18 protein-coding genes and 1 riboswitch are annotated in these 19,079 nt (G+C 40.2%); of the genes, 11 read left to right on the forward strand and 7 right to left on the reverse strand.

Annotated features, from left to right (window positions below; all coding sequences use genetic code 11):
- Positions 1–174 precede the first annotated feature (174 nt).
- The 3 genes from yfkAB (at position 175) to H9649_RS15085 (ending at position 2,393) form a co-directional block, all read left to right on the forward strand.
- Positions 175–1,314, forward strand: coding sequence for a radical SAM/CxCxxxxC motif protein YfkAB (gene yfkAB, locus H9649_RS15075; protein ID WP_225229926.1), 1,140 nt, complete (start codon positions 175–177; stop codon positions 1,312–1,314).
- Positions 1,315–1,382: 68 nt separating this feature from the next.
- Positions 1,383–2,096 (forward strand): YwaF family protein, encoded by a 714-nt coding sequence (locus tag H9649_RS15080; RefSeq protein ID WP_191695723.1) that lies wholly within the window; start codon positions 1,383–1,385, stop codon positions 2,094–2,096.
- A gap of 120 nt (positions 2,097–2,216) precedes the next feature.
- Positions 2,217–2,393, forward strand: a complete 177-nt coding sequence (locus H9649_RS15085) for a hypothetical protein (RefSeq protein WP_191695724.1) — start codon at positions 2,217–2,219, stop codon at positions 2,391–2,393.
- A 59-nt stretch (positions 2,394–2,452) separates the two neighbouring features.
- Here the strand turns inward: H9649_RS15085 and ribH are convergent, their stop codons facing one another.
- From ribH to ribD, 4 genes are read right to left on the reverse strand one after another with little or no spacing between them, the layout of a single operon-like run.
- Entirely contained in the window at positions 2,453–2,920 is a 468-nt protein-coding gene (gene ribH, locus H9649_RS15090; protein WP_191695725.1) for a 6,7-dimethyl-8-ribityllumazine synthase, read from the reverse strand.
- Positions 2,921–2,933: 13 nt separating this feature from the next.
- Positions 2,934–4,127, reverse strand: a complete 1,194-nt coding sequence (locus tag H9649_RS15095; protein ID WP_191695726.1) for a bifunctional 3,4-dihydroxy-2-butanone-4-phosphate synthase/GTP cyclohydrolase II — start codon at positions 4,125–4,127, stop codon at positions 2,934–2,936.
- 13 nt (positions 4,128–4,140) lie between these two features.
- Entirely contained in the window at positions 4,141–4,791 is a 651-nt protein-coding gene (ribE, locus tag H9649_RS15100; RefSeq protein ID WP_191695727.1) for a riboflavin synthase, read from the reverse strand.
- Positions 4,792–5,880 (reverse strand): bifunctional diaminohydroxyphosphoribosylaminopyrimidine deaminase/5-amino-6-(5-phosphoribosylamino)uracil reductase RibD, encoded by a 1,089-nt coding sequence (gene ribD, locus H9649_RS15105; protein WP_191695728.1) that lies wholly within the window; start codon positions 5,878–5,880, stop codon positions 4,792–4,794.
- A 59-nt stretch (positions 5,881–5,939) separates the two neighbouring features.
- Positions 5,940–6,087, reverse strand: a riboswitch (FMN riboswitch).
- A gap of 428 nt (positions 6,088–6,515) precedes the next feature.
- On the opposite strand from ribD, the gene mvk reads away from it, so the two are divergent.
- The 6 genes from mvk (at position 6,516) to H9649_RS15135 (ending at position 11,964) form a co-directional block, all read left to right on the forward strand.
- Positions 6,516–7,466, forward strand: a complete 951-nt coding sequence (gene mvk, locus H9649_RS15110) for a mevalonate kinase (protein WP_191695729.1) — start codon at positions 6,516–6,518, stop codon at positions 7,464–7,466.
- 35 nt (positions 7,467–7,501) lie between these two features.
- Positions 7,502–8,482, forward strand: coding sequence for a diphosphomevalonate decarboxylase (gene mvaD / locus H9649_RS15115; RefSeq protein WP_191695730.1), 981 nt, complete (start codon positions 7,502–7,504; stop codon positions 8,480–8,482).
- Between the two features lie 18 nt (positions 8,483–8,500).
- A complete protein-coding gene (locus H9649_RS15120; protein WP_191695731.1) occupies positions 8,501–9,625 on the forward strand; it encodes a phosphomevalonate kinase in 1,125 nt (374 codons plus the stop codon).
- Positions 9,618–10,652, forward strand: coding sequence for a type 2 isopentenyl-diphosphate Delta-isomerase (gene fni, locus H9649_RS15125; RefSeq protein WP_191695732.1), 1,035 nt, complete (start codon positions 9,618–9,620; stop codon positions 10,650–10,652). The genes H9649_RS15120 and fni overlap by 8 nt, the downstream gene beginning before the upstream one ends.
- Before the next feature lie 137 nt (positions 10,653–10,789).
- A complete protein-coding gene (locus H9649_RS15130; protein WP_191695733.1) occupies positions 10,790–11,572 on the forward strand; it encodes an LAGLIDADG family homing endonuclease in 783 nt (260 codons plus the stop codon).
- 11 nt (positions 11,573–11,583) lie between these two features.
- On the forward strand, positions 11,584–11,964 hold the full coding sequence (locus tag H9649_RS15135; RefSeq protein ID WP_191695734.1) for an rRNA methyltransferase: 381 nt from the start codon (positions 11,584–11,586) through the stop codon (positions 11,962–11,964).
- 134 nt (positions 11,965–12,098) lie between these two features.
- Here the strand turns inward: H9649_RS15135 and H9649_RS15140 are convergent, their stop codons facing one another.
- From H9649_RS15140 to parE, 3 genes are all read right to left on the reverse strand, one after another.
- The gene (locus H9649_RS15140; protein WP_191695735.1) at positions 12,099–13,334 is read right to left on the reverse strand and encodes an MFS transporter; all 1,236 of its coding nucleotides are present in this window, start codon (positions 13,332–13,334) and stop codon (positions 12,099–12,101) included.
- 142 nt (positions 13,335–13,476) lie between these two features.
- Positions 13,477–15,906, reverse strand: coding sequence for a DNA topoisomerase IV subunit A (gene parC, locus H9649_RS15145; RefSeq protein ID WP_191695736.1), 2,430 nt, complete (start codon positions 15,904–15,906; stop codon positions 13,477–13,479).
- The gene (gene parE / locus H9649_RS15150; RefSeq protein ID WP_191695737.1) at positions 15,903–17,873 is read right to left on the reverse strand and encodes a DNA topoisomerase IV subunit B; all 1,971 of its coding nucleotides are present in this window, start codon (positions 17,871–17,873) and stop codon (positions 15,903–15,905) included. Before parE ends, parC begins: the two co-directional genes overlap by 4 nt.
- 272 nt (positions 17,874–18,145) lie before the next feature.
- Between parE and plsY the strand changes: the two genes are divergently transcribed.
- Both plsY and H9649_RS15160 read left to right on the forward strand, forming a co-directional pair.
- A complete protein-coding gene (gene plsY, locus H9649_RS15155) occupies positions 18,146–18,748 on the forward strand; it encodes a glycerol-3-phosphate 1-O-acyltransferase PlsY (protein WP_191695738.1) in 603 nt (200 codons plus the stop codon).
- 25 nt (positions 18,749–18,773) lie between these two features.
- The gene (locus tag H9649_RS15160; RefSeq protein ID WP_191695739.1) at positions 18,774–19,067 is read left to right on the forward strand and encodes a HesB/YadR/YfhF family protein; all 294 of its coding nucleotides are present in this window, start codon (positions 18,774–18,776) and stop codon (positions 19,065–19,067) included.
- Positions 19,068–19,079 lie beyond the last annotated feature (12 nt).

Consider the following 19,079-nt stretch of genomic DNA (forward strand, 5'->3'; position numbering starts at 1 on the left):
AAATCATCCGTATATTTAACCACAATAAAACACCCCAAAAGTTAGATTTTCTACTCTAACTTTTGGGGTGCACTTCATTTTCAGATAAGGTGTTTTTCATTTTGTCCTTGAATAACTCGGATTACAAGTACATACTTATTTAGTTACTTATACTTTTTAGGAGTTTTGATAAAAATGACAAAAATCGCTGAGATTATTACAAAGAACAACGAAATGACGCCATTTCATGATCCGTGGGAAGCTTATCTGGACATGAAAGAACATGGAAAAATGACGTTATCGAGTATCGAATTCACGACTACTTATTTATGTAATATGCGTTGTGAGCATTGCGCTGTAGGTTATATGTTGCAGCCTAAGGATCCCGACGCTTTACCGATTGAGCTACTAACTGCCCGATTAGATGAAATTCCACATCTGCGCACGATTAGTATTACAGGTGGAGAGCCGATGTTTTCAAAGAAATCTGTTGAGAATGTAGTACTTCCTTTATTGAAATACGCCCATCAGCGTGGAGTTAAAACACAATTGAATTCGAACTTGACGATGCCACTTGACCGGTATGAAATGATTGCACCTTACTTAGATGTATTACATATCTCGCATAACTGGGGAACAGCGGACGATTTCGTGGACGGCGGATTCGCCAATATGGAGAGACAACCACCTCGGAAACGAAGAGCAGAACAATTTGAGCGTATGATCGATAATAGCAGAGCTTTGGCTGAAATGGGGGTTATGGTTTCCGCTGAAACGATGTTGAACAAACGGACATTGCCGCATTTGAAATCGATCCATAAACAAGTTGTCGAAGAGATGAAGTGTGCTCGACATGAAATACATCCAATGTATCCAAGTGATTTTGCAAGTTCATTAGAAGTGTTGTCACTCGAGGAAACCCGTAATGCGCTACATGACATATTGGATGTTCGTGATGAACAGACTTGGATGCTCTTCGGGACATTGCCATTTTATCCATGCAGCCCAAAAGAAGAAGACACAACCTTATTAAACCGCATTTATAGCAGTAAAAATGTTTCGGTTCGAAATGATCCTGATGGACGATCACGTTTAAACGTCAATATTTTTACAGGAGATGTGATTGTCACCGATTTTGGTGACACACCACCTATGGGCAACATTTCAACTGATTCGCTTCCGAGCATGCTGGACCGTTGGTTGGAAAGCCCACTCGCCAAAACGATTAGTTGCCATTGTCCAGCTGTTCAATGTTTAGGGCCAAATCTGCTTGTCAAAGATGCTTATTATGAGGAAGTCGATTTTACAACTAGGAAATCTGTAATAAAACGCTAGGAAACGAACCCTTTATTTATTATTTCGTCTATTGTTATTGAGAGAGAAGGTTATAAGGGGTGTTGCTGATGAATGAACCATTTGTCATGTTTTCTACTGTCCATCTAGTTGCCCTCAGCGTTTTCTTAGCCGCAGTTATACTTCTGTATCGCTATCGGAAAAAGTTGAGAGTAGCACCAATCAACGCGAAACGATTTGAACGCATCGCAGCTATATCATTATTCGTCATTGATGGTTTATACTACTTATGGATGATTCAAACGGATAGATGGGGCTTGGCGTCTTCTTTACCGCTTGAGCTTTGTAGTATATCATTGTTAGCAACAATATTATTGTTATGGACGGGAAACAGGCATTTCATAGATTTTGTTTTGTTCGCAGGTATTGGCGGAGCTTTTCAAGCAATGCTTACTCCTGATTTAGATATGAATTTTCCACATTTCCGCTTTTTTCATTTTTTCTTTACACATGCAGGAATTATTCTAACTGGACTTTATTATGTTTGGGTGAGGGGCTATAAGCCAACGTTCAAAAGTGTAGTGAAAGCATTTATTATCATTAATGCGCTAGTGCCTGCTATTATGATCGTCAACTGGTTAGTAGATGGAAATTATATGTTTTTACAAATGAAGCCAGTGAATGGAAGTTTATTGGACTTTTTAGGGCCATATCCATGGTACCTACTATCACTTGAAGTAGTAGCCTTTTGCATGTTTACGTTACTTTGGTTAGTTCTTCGTCAATGGAGAATTGATAGTGCGAACGGTTCGAAAGAAAAATGAAGATTTAAGTTGCAGAGGAGCTGGAGGGAAAATCCGTGTTACTGTGTAGACAATCTCATACATTAAATGGTACGATTTAGAAACCAATAAGAAAACACTGTCCACTAAGGAGGAAAAGCAATGTCTGAACCAAAAGGGAAAATTAGTTTGAAAGATGCAGTCAAGCAACAGCTTGAAGCGAAAAAGAATAAGAATGCAACAAACAAGCCAAAAGGAAACCCAATGCAACAAGGACCTAAAATGAAAAGCCAACAATCAAAACCAGTAACACAATCAAGTAGAAAAATGGGTGTCTAATTCGTTATTGGCATCAAAAAAGGTAGAGGGGAATCAAATCCCTTCTACCTTTTTGTTTCTTAATCCATTTGTTTTAACAAGTTTGCCATTTCAATAGCAGCTATTCCAACGTCCCAACCTTTATTGCCGGCTTTCGTACCTGCCCGCTCTACAGCTTGTTCAATCGTTTCAGTCGTCAAAATACCAAATAATACTGGAATACCTTCTGTCATATTCAGTGAGGCAACACCCTTTGATACTTCACTGCAGACGTAGTCAAAGTGAGGTGTTGCTCCTCTTATCACTGTACCCAAAGTGATAATCGCATCATATTTTTTTGACGATGCCATTTTTTTTGCAACGATCGGTATTTCAAACGCACCTGGTACCCAGGCGATTTCAATATTGTTCGTTGACACCCCGTGTCTAATTAACGCATCTTGCGCTCCGCCAAGCAGTTTTCCTGTAATGAATTCATTAAATCTGGATACGACTATTCCTATTCGCAAATCCGTTCCAATTAAATGGCCTTCATACGTAACGTTCATGCCCATTTCCCCCTCATAAATTCAATAAATGACCCATCTTAATTTGCTTTGTATGCATGTATTTTTCATTAGCTTGTTGTACAGGTACTTCCAATTGTATGCGTTTTGTAATTGTAATTCCGAATGTTTGTAGACTTTTTATTTTCCGCGGGTTATTTGTTAGCAATTTTATTTGCGTACATGATAGATCTGTTAATATTTGAGCGCTCAAGTAGTACTCTCGCAAATCATCATCGAATCCTAATAAGGCGTTTGCCTCGACTGTGTCATAGCCTTGTTCTTGAAGTTTATAAGCTTTCATTTTATTGACGAGTCCGATGCCTCGTCCTTCTTGACGCATATAGAGCAAAACGCCGACTCCTGCTTCTTCTATGTGCTCGAGAGCTGCATGTAGCTGAGGACCGCAATCACAACGGCATGAACCAAAAACGTCACCTGTCAAACACTCAGAATGTATTCTGACGAGAGGGGAGTCGGCACTCTTCAAACAACCTTTTACGAAAGCAATATGCTCTTTACCCGTCAATTTTTCAACATACGTATACGCTGTGAAATCTCCAAATGCAGTCGGTAAATGAGTATCGACGATCCGTTCAATAAGTACTTCATTTTTTTTCCGGTAAGCGACTATTTGTTCGATCGTTAAAATAACTAAATCATGCTTGTTTGCGATTTTTTCAAGTGCCTCACCTGTAGCCATTGTGCCATCCGCATTCATAATTTCACAAATGACTCCAGCAGGCTGTGCACCTGATAAAATTGCCAAGTCGACAGCTGCTTCTGTATGTCCAGCACGTGTTAACACGCCGCCTTCCTTGGCCATTAAAGGGAAAATATGTCCTGGTCGTCTAAAATCTGTCGGTTTGAGTGTTTGATCTAGCATTCTTAAAATGGTTTCCGATCGTTCAAATGCGGATATTCCTGTATGCACATCTGCATGATCAATACTCACTGTAAAGGCAGTGCCATGCACATCGGTATTAGCTGAAACCATAGGAATTAACGCTAACTGATCACATTTTTGTTGATTAATCGGCACACATATTAACCCTCTGCCTTCAGTCGCCATAAAGTTAATCATTTCAGGTGTTGCAAATTCTGCCAACGCTACAAAATCGCCTTCATTTTCGCGGTTTTCGTCATCCACTACAATAATAGCTTTACCTTGTCTCAATTCTTCAATTGCTTTTTCAACAGTAGCAAACATCCCTCACACATCCTCATCCTATAAATCCATTCATAGTAAGTGACTCCATAGTCAACCCGCCATCCGAATGCGTTTTCTGTTTCATAAGTATTCGTTCTATATATTTCGCTAAAATATCACATTCAATATTTACATAGTCTCCTATACGTCTCTGTCCAATAATCGAATCAATTTGTGTAGTTGGAATAAGTGAAATCGTAAAACCTTTGTCAAATACATTAATAATTGTCAATGAAGTTCCGTCAACAGTAACTGATCCTTTCGGCACAAGATAGATAAGGAGACTATCATCGATATGGATATCCACGTAAAGTGCATTTTCTTTTTTGCGTAAATCTGCAATCTTTCCTATCGAGTCGATATGTCCTGACACAATATGTCCACCGAAGCGACCGTTAGCAGGCATAGCTCGCTCTAAATTCACAGCATTTCCACGCTTCATGTATGATAATGTCGTAGCTTTAAAAGTCTCAGGCATTATATCAGCAATGAAGTGCGTTGCCGTATACGTTGAGACTGTGAGACAGACACCGTTTACAGAAATACTATCGCCTTTGGTCACATCAGACAGTACTTTTGAGCATCCTATAACGAGTTGCATACAAGATGAGCCCCTAGTTATTGCATTCACCATTCCTATTTCTTCTACAATACCTGTAAACAATCATTGTTCACCCCCATCTGAAAAAAGAGCGTGAATTCGAATGTCGTTATCAAAGTTTTTTACATCAATGATATTCAGATATACAGATTCAGATATGAGAGAGCGTGAATTATCCATGAATAGGGAAGGGCCATTACCAATTAGCTTGGGTGCCATATACAAATACACTTCATTCGCTAAACACGCGTCGATAAAACTAGAATGGATTTGACTGCCTCCTTCAATGAGCAGTTTCATCACATTTTTTTGTCCAAGACGTTTAACAACTTCGCATAAAAAATCTACATCAGAAGGAATGCTCTCAATAGTGACGAGCGGGAATTCCTCATAGCGATGACTAGTTTCAATGGATTCATTCGTGAAAATGATGGTTTCAGCAGCTTTGTCCATAATGACATGTGCACTGGTCGGCGTCCTAAGACGCCTGTCTAAAATAACTCGTATTGGGTTCTTTCCACCATGGGGCAAACGGGTGGTGAGGAAAGGATTATCGTGAAGAATCGTATTTACACCTACAACAATTGCATCATGGGTATGGCGGAGGGTATGGACGTCCAATCTTGACTGTTCTGAAGTAATCCATTTGCTATCCCCGGTATGCGTTGCTAGACGACCGTCTAGAGTAGTGGCGGCCTTCAATGTAATATACGGTTGTTTGTTTTTACTAAAATGAAAATATGCCCGATTAATAAAATCTGCCTCTTCTTTGCACACATTTACAATCACTTCGATTCCTGCAGCTCTAAGAAGCCTTATCCCTCGACCATTGACGAGAGGATTAGGATCTGTAGATGCGATGAAAACACGGCGAATACCGCTATTGATAATAGCATTTGTACACGGCGGCGTTTTCCCGGTATGTGCACACGGCTCAAGTGTAACGTAGAGGTCAGCTTCACTTGCATGAATGCCTGCCATTACTAAAGCATGCACTTCAGCATGAGGCATTCCAGCTTGAATATGCATGCCTATCCCTACAACTTGGCCATTCTTGACACATACTGCCCCGACTAGTGGGTTTGGAGAAGTATGGCCTTCTGCTGTTTTCGCAAGGTCAACTGCCAATTTCATATAATCTTCATGATTCATCGCTTTTCCCCCTTTCTTAATTGAAAGGGCAGATAGTAAAGGGCATGGCGAATAAACACTAACAACTTCTCCCATCCAGACTTTAACTGTCGGTGCCGGAGTTACACCAGCTCCACCGTCTTCATAGTAGAAGAACGGGTCACGGACTAACGAGCTAAATGCTCGATCACCGCCGGTAAGGAATTTCACCTTGCCCCGAAGTGTTGGTTTATTATGCCGATTCAAATTTAGCATACATTCTTTCGTAAGCCAACTACGCCTCTTTAATCCATGTTCGCTAAAGTATGAATTTAAATCGTTCTTACGCGCTTTACATGATAATATAAAGTGTAAACCGTGATTTTAAGCATGCAAAACTCGAACAAATTCTCCAATCTGTAGGACAAATACAGTAAAACTAAAATGAATCGATTGAAATAATCATATTGAAAAAATCTCTTTGTTTTTGAACCAGTTATTTTGAATACAATAACGATAAGACGGGCAATCATTTTTTCATATGCTAGTAATGTATCAAAGAAGCGACGAAATAAGCCAAATAGCTGAAAAGAAGCTGTATGTGCCCTATAATGAAAAAGAATTAATTCGCATTAAATGATCTCAATCGTTAATTTTTTAAGAAGTGAGGGACACGCATGTCCAGAAGAGCAGAAGGAATAGCCCATGGAAAGGTAATCTTGATTGGGGAACATTCAGTTGTATACGATAAGCCTGCGATCGCCATCCCTTTTCATGAAGTGAATGTAAAAGCGATCGTTGGGCAAGGTGAATTGACCGATGGGAAAAACACAATATGGTTTTCAAGCAAATATTTCAACGGTGTTCTTCTCGATGCACCTGATGAGCTTTCCGGCATTAAAGCAAGTGTGGATGAAACATTTGAACTGTTGAATGTATCACCTGCCAATTTGGCTATTCATATCGAGTCAACGATTCCGTCAGGGAGAGGCCTAGGATCGAGTGCAGCGGTTGCGCATGCTGTCGTAAAAGCCATTTTCAATTATTATGATGCACCGCTAAGGAAAGATGTTCAAATGCATCTCGTCCAGATTGCAGAAACACATGCTCATGGTAATCCTAGTGGCATCGACATGGAAGCAACATGTAATAATTCTCCGATTTGGTTCCAAAAAGGTAAAGAAACAAAATCGTTAATGATTGAAAAACCGATACATATCGTGGTTGCTGATTCCGGACAATTTGGTGATACGCGTACAGCTGTAGAAAATATCCGATCCATGTATCGGAATAACTTAGCAGTTGCGCGGAAATCGATAGATCTGTTAGGGGACTATACATTTGAATGCCAACAAGCTTTAGCAGTTGGTGACTTGTCTCAAGTGGGAACGTGTCTGAATCTCGCACAACAGGAACTGTCCATACTCGGAGTAAGTGATAAAGTGTTGGACAAGCTTATTATGAACGCAAGAAACAATGGCGCGCTAGGTGCAAAATTGACTGGAGGCGGCAGAGGCGGATGTATTCTTGCACTCGCGAAAGACGAGCAGCATGCTGAAGTTTTAAGTGCTTCCTTGAAAGAAGCAGGTGCTTATCAAACCTGGAAGAGCGTAATAGCTCGTCATTAAGAAGTTCTAGAAGAGAATGAAGTGAGGGGAACAAAATGAAGGCAACTGCGCGAGCGCATACAAATATAGCATTAATTAAATACTGGGGAAAAAGAGACGAACAATTGTTCTTACCGATGAATAATAGCATTTCCATCACACTTGATCGCTTTTACACAACTACTTCAGTCACATTTAGAGATGATTTACAGGCGGATGTTTTCGTTTTAGATGGAAAAGAATTAGGTGGAGATGAACTAGGAAAGATTTCACGTTTTCTAGATCTTGTTAGACGTACTGCGAATTACCGCGGGTTTGCAATTGTAGATTCGTTAAATGACGTTCCGACTGCAGCTGGTTTTGCTTCGTCTGCATCCGGTTTTGCTGCATTAGCGGCGGCATCGACAAAAGCACTTGGATTCGACATTTCTAATGAGGGCTTATCCATACTCGCTCGACAAGGATCAGGCTCAGCTAGCCGTTCCATCTACGGAGGTTATGCAGAGTGGCATAAAGGTGTTCGACAAGACGGCACCGATTCGTTTGCAACGCAGATAATGCCTGAAAGCTTTTGGGATCTGAGTGTTCTGTCTGTCATGGTGGAGGCGAAACAGAAGAAGGTCCTTAGTAGAGAAGGAATGAGAAGGACTGTTGAAACTTCTCCATTCTATACCGGCTGGTTAGATTCATTAGAATCAGATTTGTCTTCTGCGAGAGAAGCAATACATACGCAAGACTTTGAACGACTTGGCACAGTTCTAGAACGAAATGCGATGAAAATGCACGCAACTACATTAGGCGCACAACCGCCATTCCTTTATTGGACAGGTGCAACAATTGACGTCATGCAAGCTGTGCAGGAAATGCGTGAGAATGGCATATTAGCCTATTTCACAATCGACGCTGGTCCTAATGTCAAAGTGATTTGCCAGCCTGCAGATGAGGACGTTGTAAAGATGCGACTACTGCAACTGGAATGTGTGCGCAACATCTTCCCATGCCATCCAGGCCCAGGAATTCAATACTTGAATACATAAGTGAAAGGACGTGCATACATGGACACATCTTCATATGAAATCCGTGTACCTGGTAAACTGTTTATCGCAGGAGAGTACGCTGTCCTTGAACCCGAAGGTGAATGTATCGTTGCAGCAGTTAACCGGTATGTATATGCCACTGGCAAAGTTAGTGGCCATAATCACGTAGACTTGCCGCAACTCGGTCTTTCTGCGATTACTTGGGAAGAATTGGACGGCAAGTTGCTATTCAGTGAAAATGCACCAAAGCTAAGGTTCATTCAAAATGCTATTACTTTATGCCATCAATATGTTAGTGCTGCGGGCTTGAAATCTGTCCCGTTCACGTTATCGATTAGAAGTGAACTGGATGATGTATCAGGCAAAAAATATGGACTCGGCTCTAGTGCGGCGGTCGTAGTAGCTGTAATTGCTTCAGTTTTACATTGCCACAAAGAGGTTGGTGTAAAGCCTACGAAAGAATTGATATATAAATTAGCTTCCATTGCACATTTTATGACTCAAGGAAATGGATCGTGTGCAGATATCGCTGCCTCAACTTTTGGTGGTTGGTTACATTACAGCACATTCGATCCAGAGTGGCTATTGAGAAATTTGCAAGGGGACTCGAATATATATACGCTCGTTCACGAAAAGTGGCCAGGTTTACAGTTGAATTCCATCGTTCCGCCTACTGATTTACTTCTATGCGTCGGCTGGACAGGTAGTGAAATGTCAACATCCAAAATGATAGTGAAAATCCGGCAACTTCAAGAAAAAAAACCTCATTTATTCGATAAATTCATTAACGAAAGTATACATTCTGTTTCCGATATGGTAAATAGCTTCAAAAATGTTAACGTCAATGGTGCATTGCAAAGTCTAAAAAGAAACCGTCTAGCGCTTCAACAATTAGGCTATGAAGCGAATGCGAAAATTGAGACGACGAAACTTGAAGAATTAATACGTATTGCGGACTGCTATGGAGCGGGAAAGACTTCCGGAGCTGGTGGAGGAGATTGCGGTATCGCTTTCATGGATAGTCCGAAAAATGCAGAGGTTGTAAAGAACAAGTGGAAACTTGCGCAAATCGAGCCATTGGATTTGACTGTTTCTATGGAAGGTGTTTGTTTGATGGGGAAGGAGAGACTGACGAATGACTGATTCAATCCATAAACGTAAAGCAGAACATATCGACATTACATTGAATGAAAAAGTAACAGGAAATAATATTTCGACGGGACTTGAGAGAGTACATTTTATCCATAATGCCCTTCCTGAAATCGACTTTAACGACATTTCTATTAAAAGTAAATTCCTTGGAGAAGCGCGTCCAACTCCTTTCGTCATTAGCTCGATGACTGGCGGCGCTGCATTTGCGGAGACGATTAACAGAAACCTAGCGATGGCAGCAGAAGAAAGAGGATGGGTACTTGCTCTTGGCTCGATGCGTGCATTAATTGAAAGTGAAGAACATCGATCTTCTTTCCAAGTGAGAAAATACGCTCCGAATGTACCAATTATTGCAAACCTCGGAGCAGTGCAGTTGAATTACGGATTCAATATTGATAAATGTAAACAAATCATTGAAATGAGCGATGCAAATGCTCTTGTACTCCATCTGAATACGATTCAGGAAGTCATTCAACCAAGTGGAGATTTGAATTTTAAGGATTTATTAGGAAAAATCGAGGAATTGACGAACGGACTTGGTGTACCAGTCGGTGTCAAAGAAGTCGGTTGGGGTATAGACGGTGTCACTGCAAAGAAGTTATGTGAAGTCGGCATCGCATTTGTGGATGTTGCAGGGGCTGGAGGGACGTCGTGGAGCCAAGTCGAGAAGTTCCGTTCCAAGGAACCTGTAAAACGAGCTGCAGCTGAAACATTCAGCGATTGGGGAAATCCGACTGTTGACTGTGTTGTGTCTGTGCGTGAAAGTATAAATGAACAATCAATTATTGCTAGTGGCGGTATGTATAATGGCTTAGATGCTGCTAAAACGATTGCTCTTGGTGCACATATGGTCGGTTTTGGCCGTTCCATTTTGAAAGAAGCGACGCAATCTGTTGAAGAGGTCATGTCAGTAATGGAAACGAAGGAATTGGAACTGCGTATGGCTATGTTCGGCGTAGGCGCAGCAACTATTGGGCAATTACAATCGACCGATCGAGTTACATATACAAAACGATAATATACGAACAGCTATTCATCTTATCGGTGGGTGGCTGTTTTCGTTTGTTTTTCTATTCTGTTAATTAGTTGACAACACGAACATATATTTGTATAGTGGGTTTAATAGCAAGTTCTAACTAAGGAGGGGAAGGGGAATTGGCAAGAGTTCGAGGTGTCACCGATGAAATGATCATTGAACTTTATAGAAGTGGTTTGTCTTATGAAAAAATTTGTCCGATAGTCGGTTTAACTGATCGGGCAATTCGAAATGTCATGAAAAAGCATGGAATCGAGAGAAGATCTACTGGCAGGCCTAGAATCCATAAAGTGAATGAGGCCTTTTTTCAGACGTGGACAGCAGAAATGGCTTGGGTTTTAGGGTTAATTATAACAGATGGCCATGTTAGTAAGACAAATAACAGTGTTTATCTATCACAAAAAGATGAAACACTGTTACAGAAAGTTGCCTTTCTGATGGATGCGGAACCTATCATTGCAGAACCTATTGGTACGAGAACAATACCAATGCTCATTATAAATTCCAAGATGATACAGCTAAATCTTGAGCAACTAGGCGTCACATCAAATAAATCCTATACAGTTGGGTTTCCTGATGTTCCAGAACCGTTCTTACCAGCATTTATAAGAGGTGTTATTGATGGCGATGGCTGGGTCCAAGACCGAGGATATGTCATGAATATAACAACTGCAAGCGAGCCGTTTGCAGATGGTTTAATGGAAGTTTTTCGAAAATGGAAATTGCGTACTGAAATTACAACAGAAATAACTGTTAAAGGAAAAAATATCTTCCGTATTTGGGTAAAAGGAAAACAAGATTTGCCTAAACTGGCTTCTATCATATATTATGGAGCTGATGATCTCCTTAATGAAAACAAACGATTAAGAATGGTTCAGCATGCTATTAAAATTAAAAAGTAGGAGATGTTATTATGTGGAAATTAGAAAATGGTAGATTACATCAGACTGTAGATGAAAGTCGAATCGAATTCAGAACTACAATAAGCAAAACACTAATTGATGAATTGGCCGTTTTGGCTAAAAATAATAATACACATATCAATTATTTATTGGAAAGTGGATTTATCAACTTATTGGATTGTGATACAGAGATATCATTTGATAAGAAACTTAGACCTAAGGATCGTAAACACTACAAGACAACATATGACAAAGAACTATTCGAAGAAATAAAAACAATAGCAGCAGACAATAATCTCTTCATAAATGACGTAATTGAATACAGCATGCAATTCATCGATGTAGAGGACTGCAAGAATAAAGACTACCGATACAGAATAGAGGTCAAATAAGCTCTATAGTTTTTAGTGCCGTGGTCATAATATACATTTGAGGAAGTTAAGTATCATTTATAAGTATACTTGAAACATTGAGACAAAATCGTTTTTTTGTTGCATATGAAAAAAATAAAACCTGCAACGGTCGTTTACACGTTTTCCGCTGCAGGTTTATTTATAAGTTCAATTGCTGGTTCTTCCAAAATGATATTCCTTCGCTTCATCTGAATGAAAAAAATACCCGTCATACTTAAACTAATTAGACCAAAAATGATAACCATTGTCTGCAAGCCTACAATATCCAAAAAAGCTCCAGTACTTAACAAAACGACTTGGAACATGACCCTTTCTAACATATTGCGGAATGAGAAAAATCTACCGTGATATTCCTTTGGCATTTGTTTCTGAAAAATAACCATTGCTGTCGGAAAAAAGCAACCTAAAGCGAATCCTAACACCGCAAATGCACTAAGTGTAATGATCATGCTGCTAGCAAAAAACAGCATAAACTCAGCAACAGCTACCATTGTTGCAAAGAAAAATAAGATGACAGTCGTTTTCCATTTGCGCGCGATATATTTAACAGCAAATGAACCGATCATAAATGCGATTCCTTCAAATGTGTAAACTAGCCCTTTTATGGATGAAGAATCTTGAATCTCACTCAGATTGATGACGATTAAGTTAAATGATCCAAGAAATAATAAAGGAATCATTGTCATGACTAATGTCATCCCGACCGATGGAAAAGCTTTCAAAACAGGAAATACATCCATGAATCCACTTTTCGCGCGCGTCGCGTCGCCAGAATCACTACTCCCCTTCCCTTCATCAATCTTCAATGCCATTGTAAACAGTAGCAGTAGCCCATAAGCGATTAAAGAAATCCAATATAAAGATGCTAACGACCAATAAACTAGCATGACACCGGCGAGTGCCGTACCAGCAACACGGGCAATCGTTGCAACGTTCATATGCATACCATTCATCGCTAGTAAGTGTTTATCCTTCACAACAAGCGGGATTGCAGATTGTAAGGCTGGAAAGTAAAATGTTGCAGATAGCTGTATTGATACGATGAATGCGATCATCCACCAAACAGACCCTGTAGATATCGCCAACAACATGAATAGTACGCTTACTAATCTTCCTAGCCCAGCTATAAGTAAGACTGTTTTTTTGCGTGACTGGTCAATAATTCTTCCAGCTGTCGGACCTGCGACAATACCTGCAAGTAAGCCAATTGACAAAATAACTGCTTTCACAAAATCAGATGGAATCTTTTCTTGCAGAAACTCAAGATTGCCGATAATTCCGGTCCATAAACCAAGCCCAGCTATCATTTCTCCACTAAGAATAATCCAAACGTTACGGTTTTTCCACATGTCTCTTCCCCGATCGTATATATATTTCGATTGTCGAATTAGTATACGATAGGTGACTTATAAAGTCACGACAATTTTTCAAATGTCGCACAAAAAAGCATACCAATCTGCAAGTTGGTATGCAGATTGGTATGCTAAACAATTATTTCGTTTCAGCTTTTATTTCTTTATAAACTGCCACTACTTGGCCGTCTTTACTTTCATTCATTACAGCACTTCCGTTTGACAATCGATCAACAAGCCGTAACGCGCCAGCCTCTATTGGTACTTTGCTATCCTTACTAGTCGCTAATATAACCGTTTCACCAGGTTTGACTAAAGCAGTTCCGACTATACGATGCGGGTTGCTCTTCAGCTCTTTTAACACTACGAGCCCTCGTTGCGCTCTTGCTGCACGATCAATCTCTTTCATTGCAATTCGTTTCACAGAACCTCTTTGGGTCGCAATTAAAACAGATTCATTTTCATCTTTTACAACGAGCATAGAAACAAGCTTATCTTCAGGTTTCAGATTAATCCCTTTGACACCTGAAGTTCGTACGCCTGTCAACGATAACTCTGTCAAGGAGAAACGTAATGCATAGGCTTGCTCAGTGAACAGAATGACGTCTTCTTCACCATTTACAAGTTGAACATCTACCATGCGGTCGCCTTTTTTCACATTCATTGCTTTAAATGTCCTTGAATAACGCTGAACTTGATAATCTGCCAGTTTAGACAGTTTTATATTACCGTTATCAGACGTTGTGAGAACAGCTGTTTGTTCGTTGAAGTTTTCAATACCGATTGCACTAATAATCTCTTCATTTGGCTCCAAAGAAATGATACTAGATATATGTTGGCCGAGGTCGCGCCAACGGATATCTGGTAATTCATGCACCGGTTGGTATAGATAGTTGCCGTGAGAAGTAAATAGCAACAAATGGTGTTGAGTATTCATGACAGCTTCCAAAAGGCTGAAATCGGAATCTTTCATATCCTGACCAGTGCCGTTTGAAGCACTGAACGAACGGATGCTCGTCCTTTTCACATAACCGTCTTTCGTTACGGAAACAACAACATCTTCGCTCGGAACTAAAATATCAAGATCAACTTTAATATTCTCGATTTTTTCTTCTATTACTGACCTTCTAGGTTCAGAAAACTGTTTTCGAATTTCCAAAAGTTCTTTTTTAATGACGTTTGATAGTTTTTTGTCACTCTTTAAAATGGCATCCAGTTTCTCAATAAGCTTTCGCAATTCAGCATCTTCCGCTTTCAATTCGGTAATGTCTGTATTTGTCAATCTGTATAATTGGAGAGAGACAATTGCTTCAGCTTGGATTTCAGTGAAATTAAACAATGAAATGATATTGTTCTTCGCATCCCGTTTATCTTTAGAAGCTCGTATCGCTTTAATAACTTCATCCAAAATTGATAAAGCTTTCATAAGGCCTTCTACAATATGGAGACGGTCCTTTGCTTTTTGAATATCAAACATCGATCTTCTCGTGATGACATCTTTTTGATGACCAATATACGCATCAAGTAGCATTGGAAGAGACATTAACGTAGGTCGTCTATCTGATATTGCGACCATGTTAAAATTGTAAGTGATTTGGAGATCAGTATTTTTCAATAAATATTGAAGGATTGCATTGCCATCCATATCTTTTTTCATTTCAATGACAATCCGAAGTCCTGTACGGTCTGATTCGTCCCGTACATCTGCAATACCGTCAAGTTTGCGATCATGCCGTAGTTCATCGATTTTTTTGACTAAGTTGGCTTTATTGACGTCATATGGGATTTCCGTAATAACAATTTGTGATTTCCCGGCTTTAAGCTGTTCAATCTCCGATTTTGCCCGGATAATGAAACGCCCTTTTCCCGTCTCGTAAGCGGTTTTAATTCCATCTGTTCCTTGAATGATTGCGCCAGTCGGAAAATCAGGTCCTTTTATGACAGTCATCAGTTCTTCCACGGAAACATCAGCATTTTCCATTCTCATCAGCACTGCATCAATCACTTCGTGAAGAGCATGCGGAGGAATATCGGTTGCATATCCTGCTGAAATACCTGTGGAACCGTTAACAAGCAAATTAGGAAAACGAGCTGGTAAAACGGTCGGCTCAGGTTCAGTATCGTCAAAGTTTGGTATGAATTCGACTGTATCTTTATTAATATCACGCAACATTTCCGATGCAATTGCAGACAACCTTGCTTCTGTATAACGCATTGCTGCAGCAGAATCACCGTCCACAGAACCATTGTTCCCATGCATATCAACCATCAGATGGCGAAGTTTCCAATCCTGGCTCATACGTACCATTGCATCATATACAGATGTGTCACCGTGTGGATGGTAGTTACCGATGACGTTACCGACCGTCTTTGCAGACTTCCGGAATGCCTTCTCATGCGTATTCCCTTCATGGTACATCGCATACAGAATTCTTCGTTGAACAGGCTTCAAGCCGTCCCTTGCGTCAGGCAAGGCACGGTCCTGAATAATGTATTTACTGTATCTTCCAAAACGATCCCCGATTACCTCTTCTAAAGGGAGATCTTGAAAACGCTCCGTTGAAGTCATTCAAACTCCCCCTCAACATGTATAAATTCATTTTCTAAAATGTTTTTATCTTCCGTACCGAAATCGACATTGCTTTCAATCCATTTTCTTCTTGGTTCAACTTTATCACCCATCAATGTTGTAACACGTCTTTCGGATTGAGCACCATCTTCGATTGTAACCCGAATTAACGTGCGAGTTTCTGGATTCATAGTTGTTTCCCAAAGCTGATCAGCGTTCATCTCACCTAAACCTTTATAACGCTGTAACATATAGCCCCGTCCTATTTTCCCGATCGCTTCATTCAAATCTGCTTCCGTCCAGGCATACGCGAGTTTTTCACTTTTACCTGTTCCTTTAAATACTTTATAAAGCGGAGGCAATGCGATAAACACTTTGCCTGCTTCAATGAGTGGTTTCATGTATCTGTAGAAGAATGTCAATAATAATACTTGAATATGTGCTCCGTCCGTATCCGCATCTGTCATGATGATGACTTTATCATAAGCGATATCATCAATTTGAAAATCCGCTCCGACGCCGCCACCGATTGCATGGATAATCGTATTGATTTCTTCGTTTTTCATAATATCTTCTAATTTTGCTTTTTCGGTATTAATGACTTTACCACGCAATGGCAAGATTGCTTGGAAAGTACGATCTCGTCCTTGCTTGGCCGAACCACCTGCTGAGTCACCTTCGACTAAATACAATTCGTTTTTAGCGGAATTACGAGATTGTGCAGGTGTTAATTTACCTGTCAGCAAAGTATCCGAACGACGACGTTTTTTACCCGAACGAGCATCTTCACGTGCTTTTCGTGCTGCTTCTCTCGCTTGATGAGCCCTGATGGCTTTACGGATAAGGTTTCCACTCAATTCAGCATTCTCTTCTAGGAAATAGAGTAATTGCTGAGAAATGATAGCGTCAGTAGCTGTACGCGCTTCACTCGTTCCAAGCTTCCCTTTCGTCTGTCCTTCGAACTGAAGAATTTCTTCAGGGATCCGAACTGAAATAATTGCTGATATACCTTCACGAATATCAGAGCCATCAAGATTTTTATCCTTTTCTTTCAATATGCCCGTTTTACGCGCATATTCATTAAATACACGTGTCATTGCCGTTTTGGCACCGGTTTCATGTGTGCCGCCATCTTTTGTCCGTACGTTATTTACGAATGACAAAATCGTCTCGGAATAGCCGTCTGTAAATTGGAATGCAAACTCCACTTCTATCTCTTCAGATACACCTTCTAGATACGCCACGTCATGCATGACATCTTTCTCTTCATTCAAATAGGAAATGAAGGCTTGGATACCAGTTTCATAATGAAAGGTGTCGTGTTTGTCTGTTCCTTCTTCTTGTAAGACGATTTTCAGACCTTTTAATAAGAAAGCCGATTCCCGCAGACGTTCAGATAACAATTCATATTGGTATTTTACAGATGAAAAGATTGTCGGATCCGGTTTGAAATGAATCAGTGTGCCTTTTTCTTTTGTTGTACCAATTTCCTCAAGCGTTGTCACTGGTTTACCGCCATTCTCAAAACGCTGTCGGAACTTTTTCCCGTCGCGGAAAATCGTTACTTCAAGCCATTCGGATAGTGCATTAACGACAGATGCTCCAACACCGTGCAAGCCGCCACTTGTTTTATAACCACCTTGTCCAAATTTACCTCCGGCATGAAGAACGGTTAAAATCACTTCTGTCGTCGGCTTTCCTGTTTTATGCATACCTGTTGGCATTCCGCGTCCAAAGTCTCGCACACCGATGCTGCCGTCTTTGTGTATCGTCACATCAATTTCTGATCCAAACCCTGCCAGCGCCTCATCGACAGCATTGTCGACGATTTCGTACACTAGATGGTGTAGGCCTCTGGAGTCGGTCGAACCGATATACATCCCTGGTCTTTTCCTGACTGCATCAAGTCCTTCAAGTATTTGAATTGAATCATCATCATACGTATATACTTCTTCTTTCTTCGTCAAATCGCAACCCCCATCAAACGAATGTTCTCTTTGTTAGTTATATAATATCGTATCGCTTCCTGTAAAGCTTGTCAAATCAACGTTTCAAGAAGCTCGCTCAATTAATTGTATAGAAGAAATGGTTTTAATGCAATTAGATGTGGAAAATGTTTACTCACGATGCATTGTCCGTTTATCATTTGTCCATTTACTAACGACCGAACTTGCATTGTGGGACGTTACAACTTCTGCTAAACTGAGAATACGTATTATTATAGTAAAAGGAGAGCGTTATGGAAATTATTCTACTTATTTTATTCGCTTACTTACTTGGCTCCATCCCTTCTGCACTTTGGATCGGTAAGCTATTTTACAACACGGATGTCCGTCAACACGGCAGTGGAAACCTTGGTGCGACGAATACGTTCCGCGTTCTCGGTAAAACGGCTGGTCTTGTCGTAACTGCTATTGATATTCTTAAGGGTACTGCAGCAGTCCTTCTTGCATTGATGCCTTTTTTCAGCTCTGCCGGCATACACCCACTACTAGTTGGTGTAGTAGCGGTAATTGGTCACATGTTCCCTGTTTTCGCAAATTTCAAGGGTGGAAAAGCGGTTGCTACATCTGGAGGTGTCTTACTCGGGTATAACTGGCCAATTTTCATTCTCGTTCTACTAACATTTTTAGTTGCATTGAAAATTACTAAAATGGTTTCTTTATCATCCATGATAGTTGCGGTGGTCGGTTTCATTTACTGTATCGGTTATTATGTATGGACTGGCGATTTCTATCTAATGATTGTTGTTGGATTGATGGGCATTTTCATTTTTTATCGTCATCGTGCCAACATTACACGCATTAAAGCAGGTACGGAGCCGAAAGTGAAATGGTTATAATACAATTATAAAAGGCGGGATGGCAATGAACATCGTATTATCGGAAGAAGCGATCGAATGGTTCCATAAAGAAATGGAAGCAAAAACGGGAGATTATATTAAGTTTTTTGCAAGATACGGAGGTTCTAGTCCATTGCACGAAGGATTTTCACTCGGTATTACAAAAGAGCTTCCAGATGAAATGAAAGTTCATGTTGAACAAAAAGGAATACACTTCTACATTGAGGCCAGGGACTATTGGTATTTTGATAATCACGACTTATATGTAAGCGTCAATCCAAATGTAAATGAACTTGTTTATTCATATGAAAAAGCATGAAAGCCCATCGCT

It is taken from the genome of Sporosarcina quadrami, assembly GCF_014836615.1.
In the GTDB taxonomy this organism is placed as follows: Bacteria; Bacillota; Bacilli; order Bacillales_A; family Planococcaceae; genus Sporosarcina; species Sporosarcina quadrami.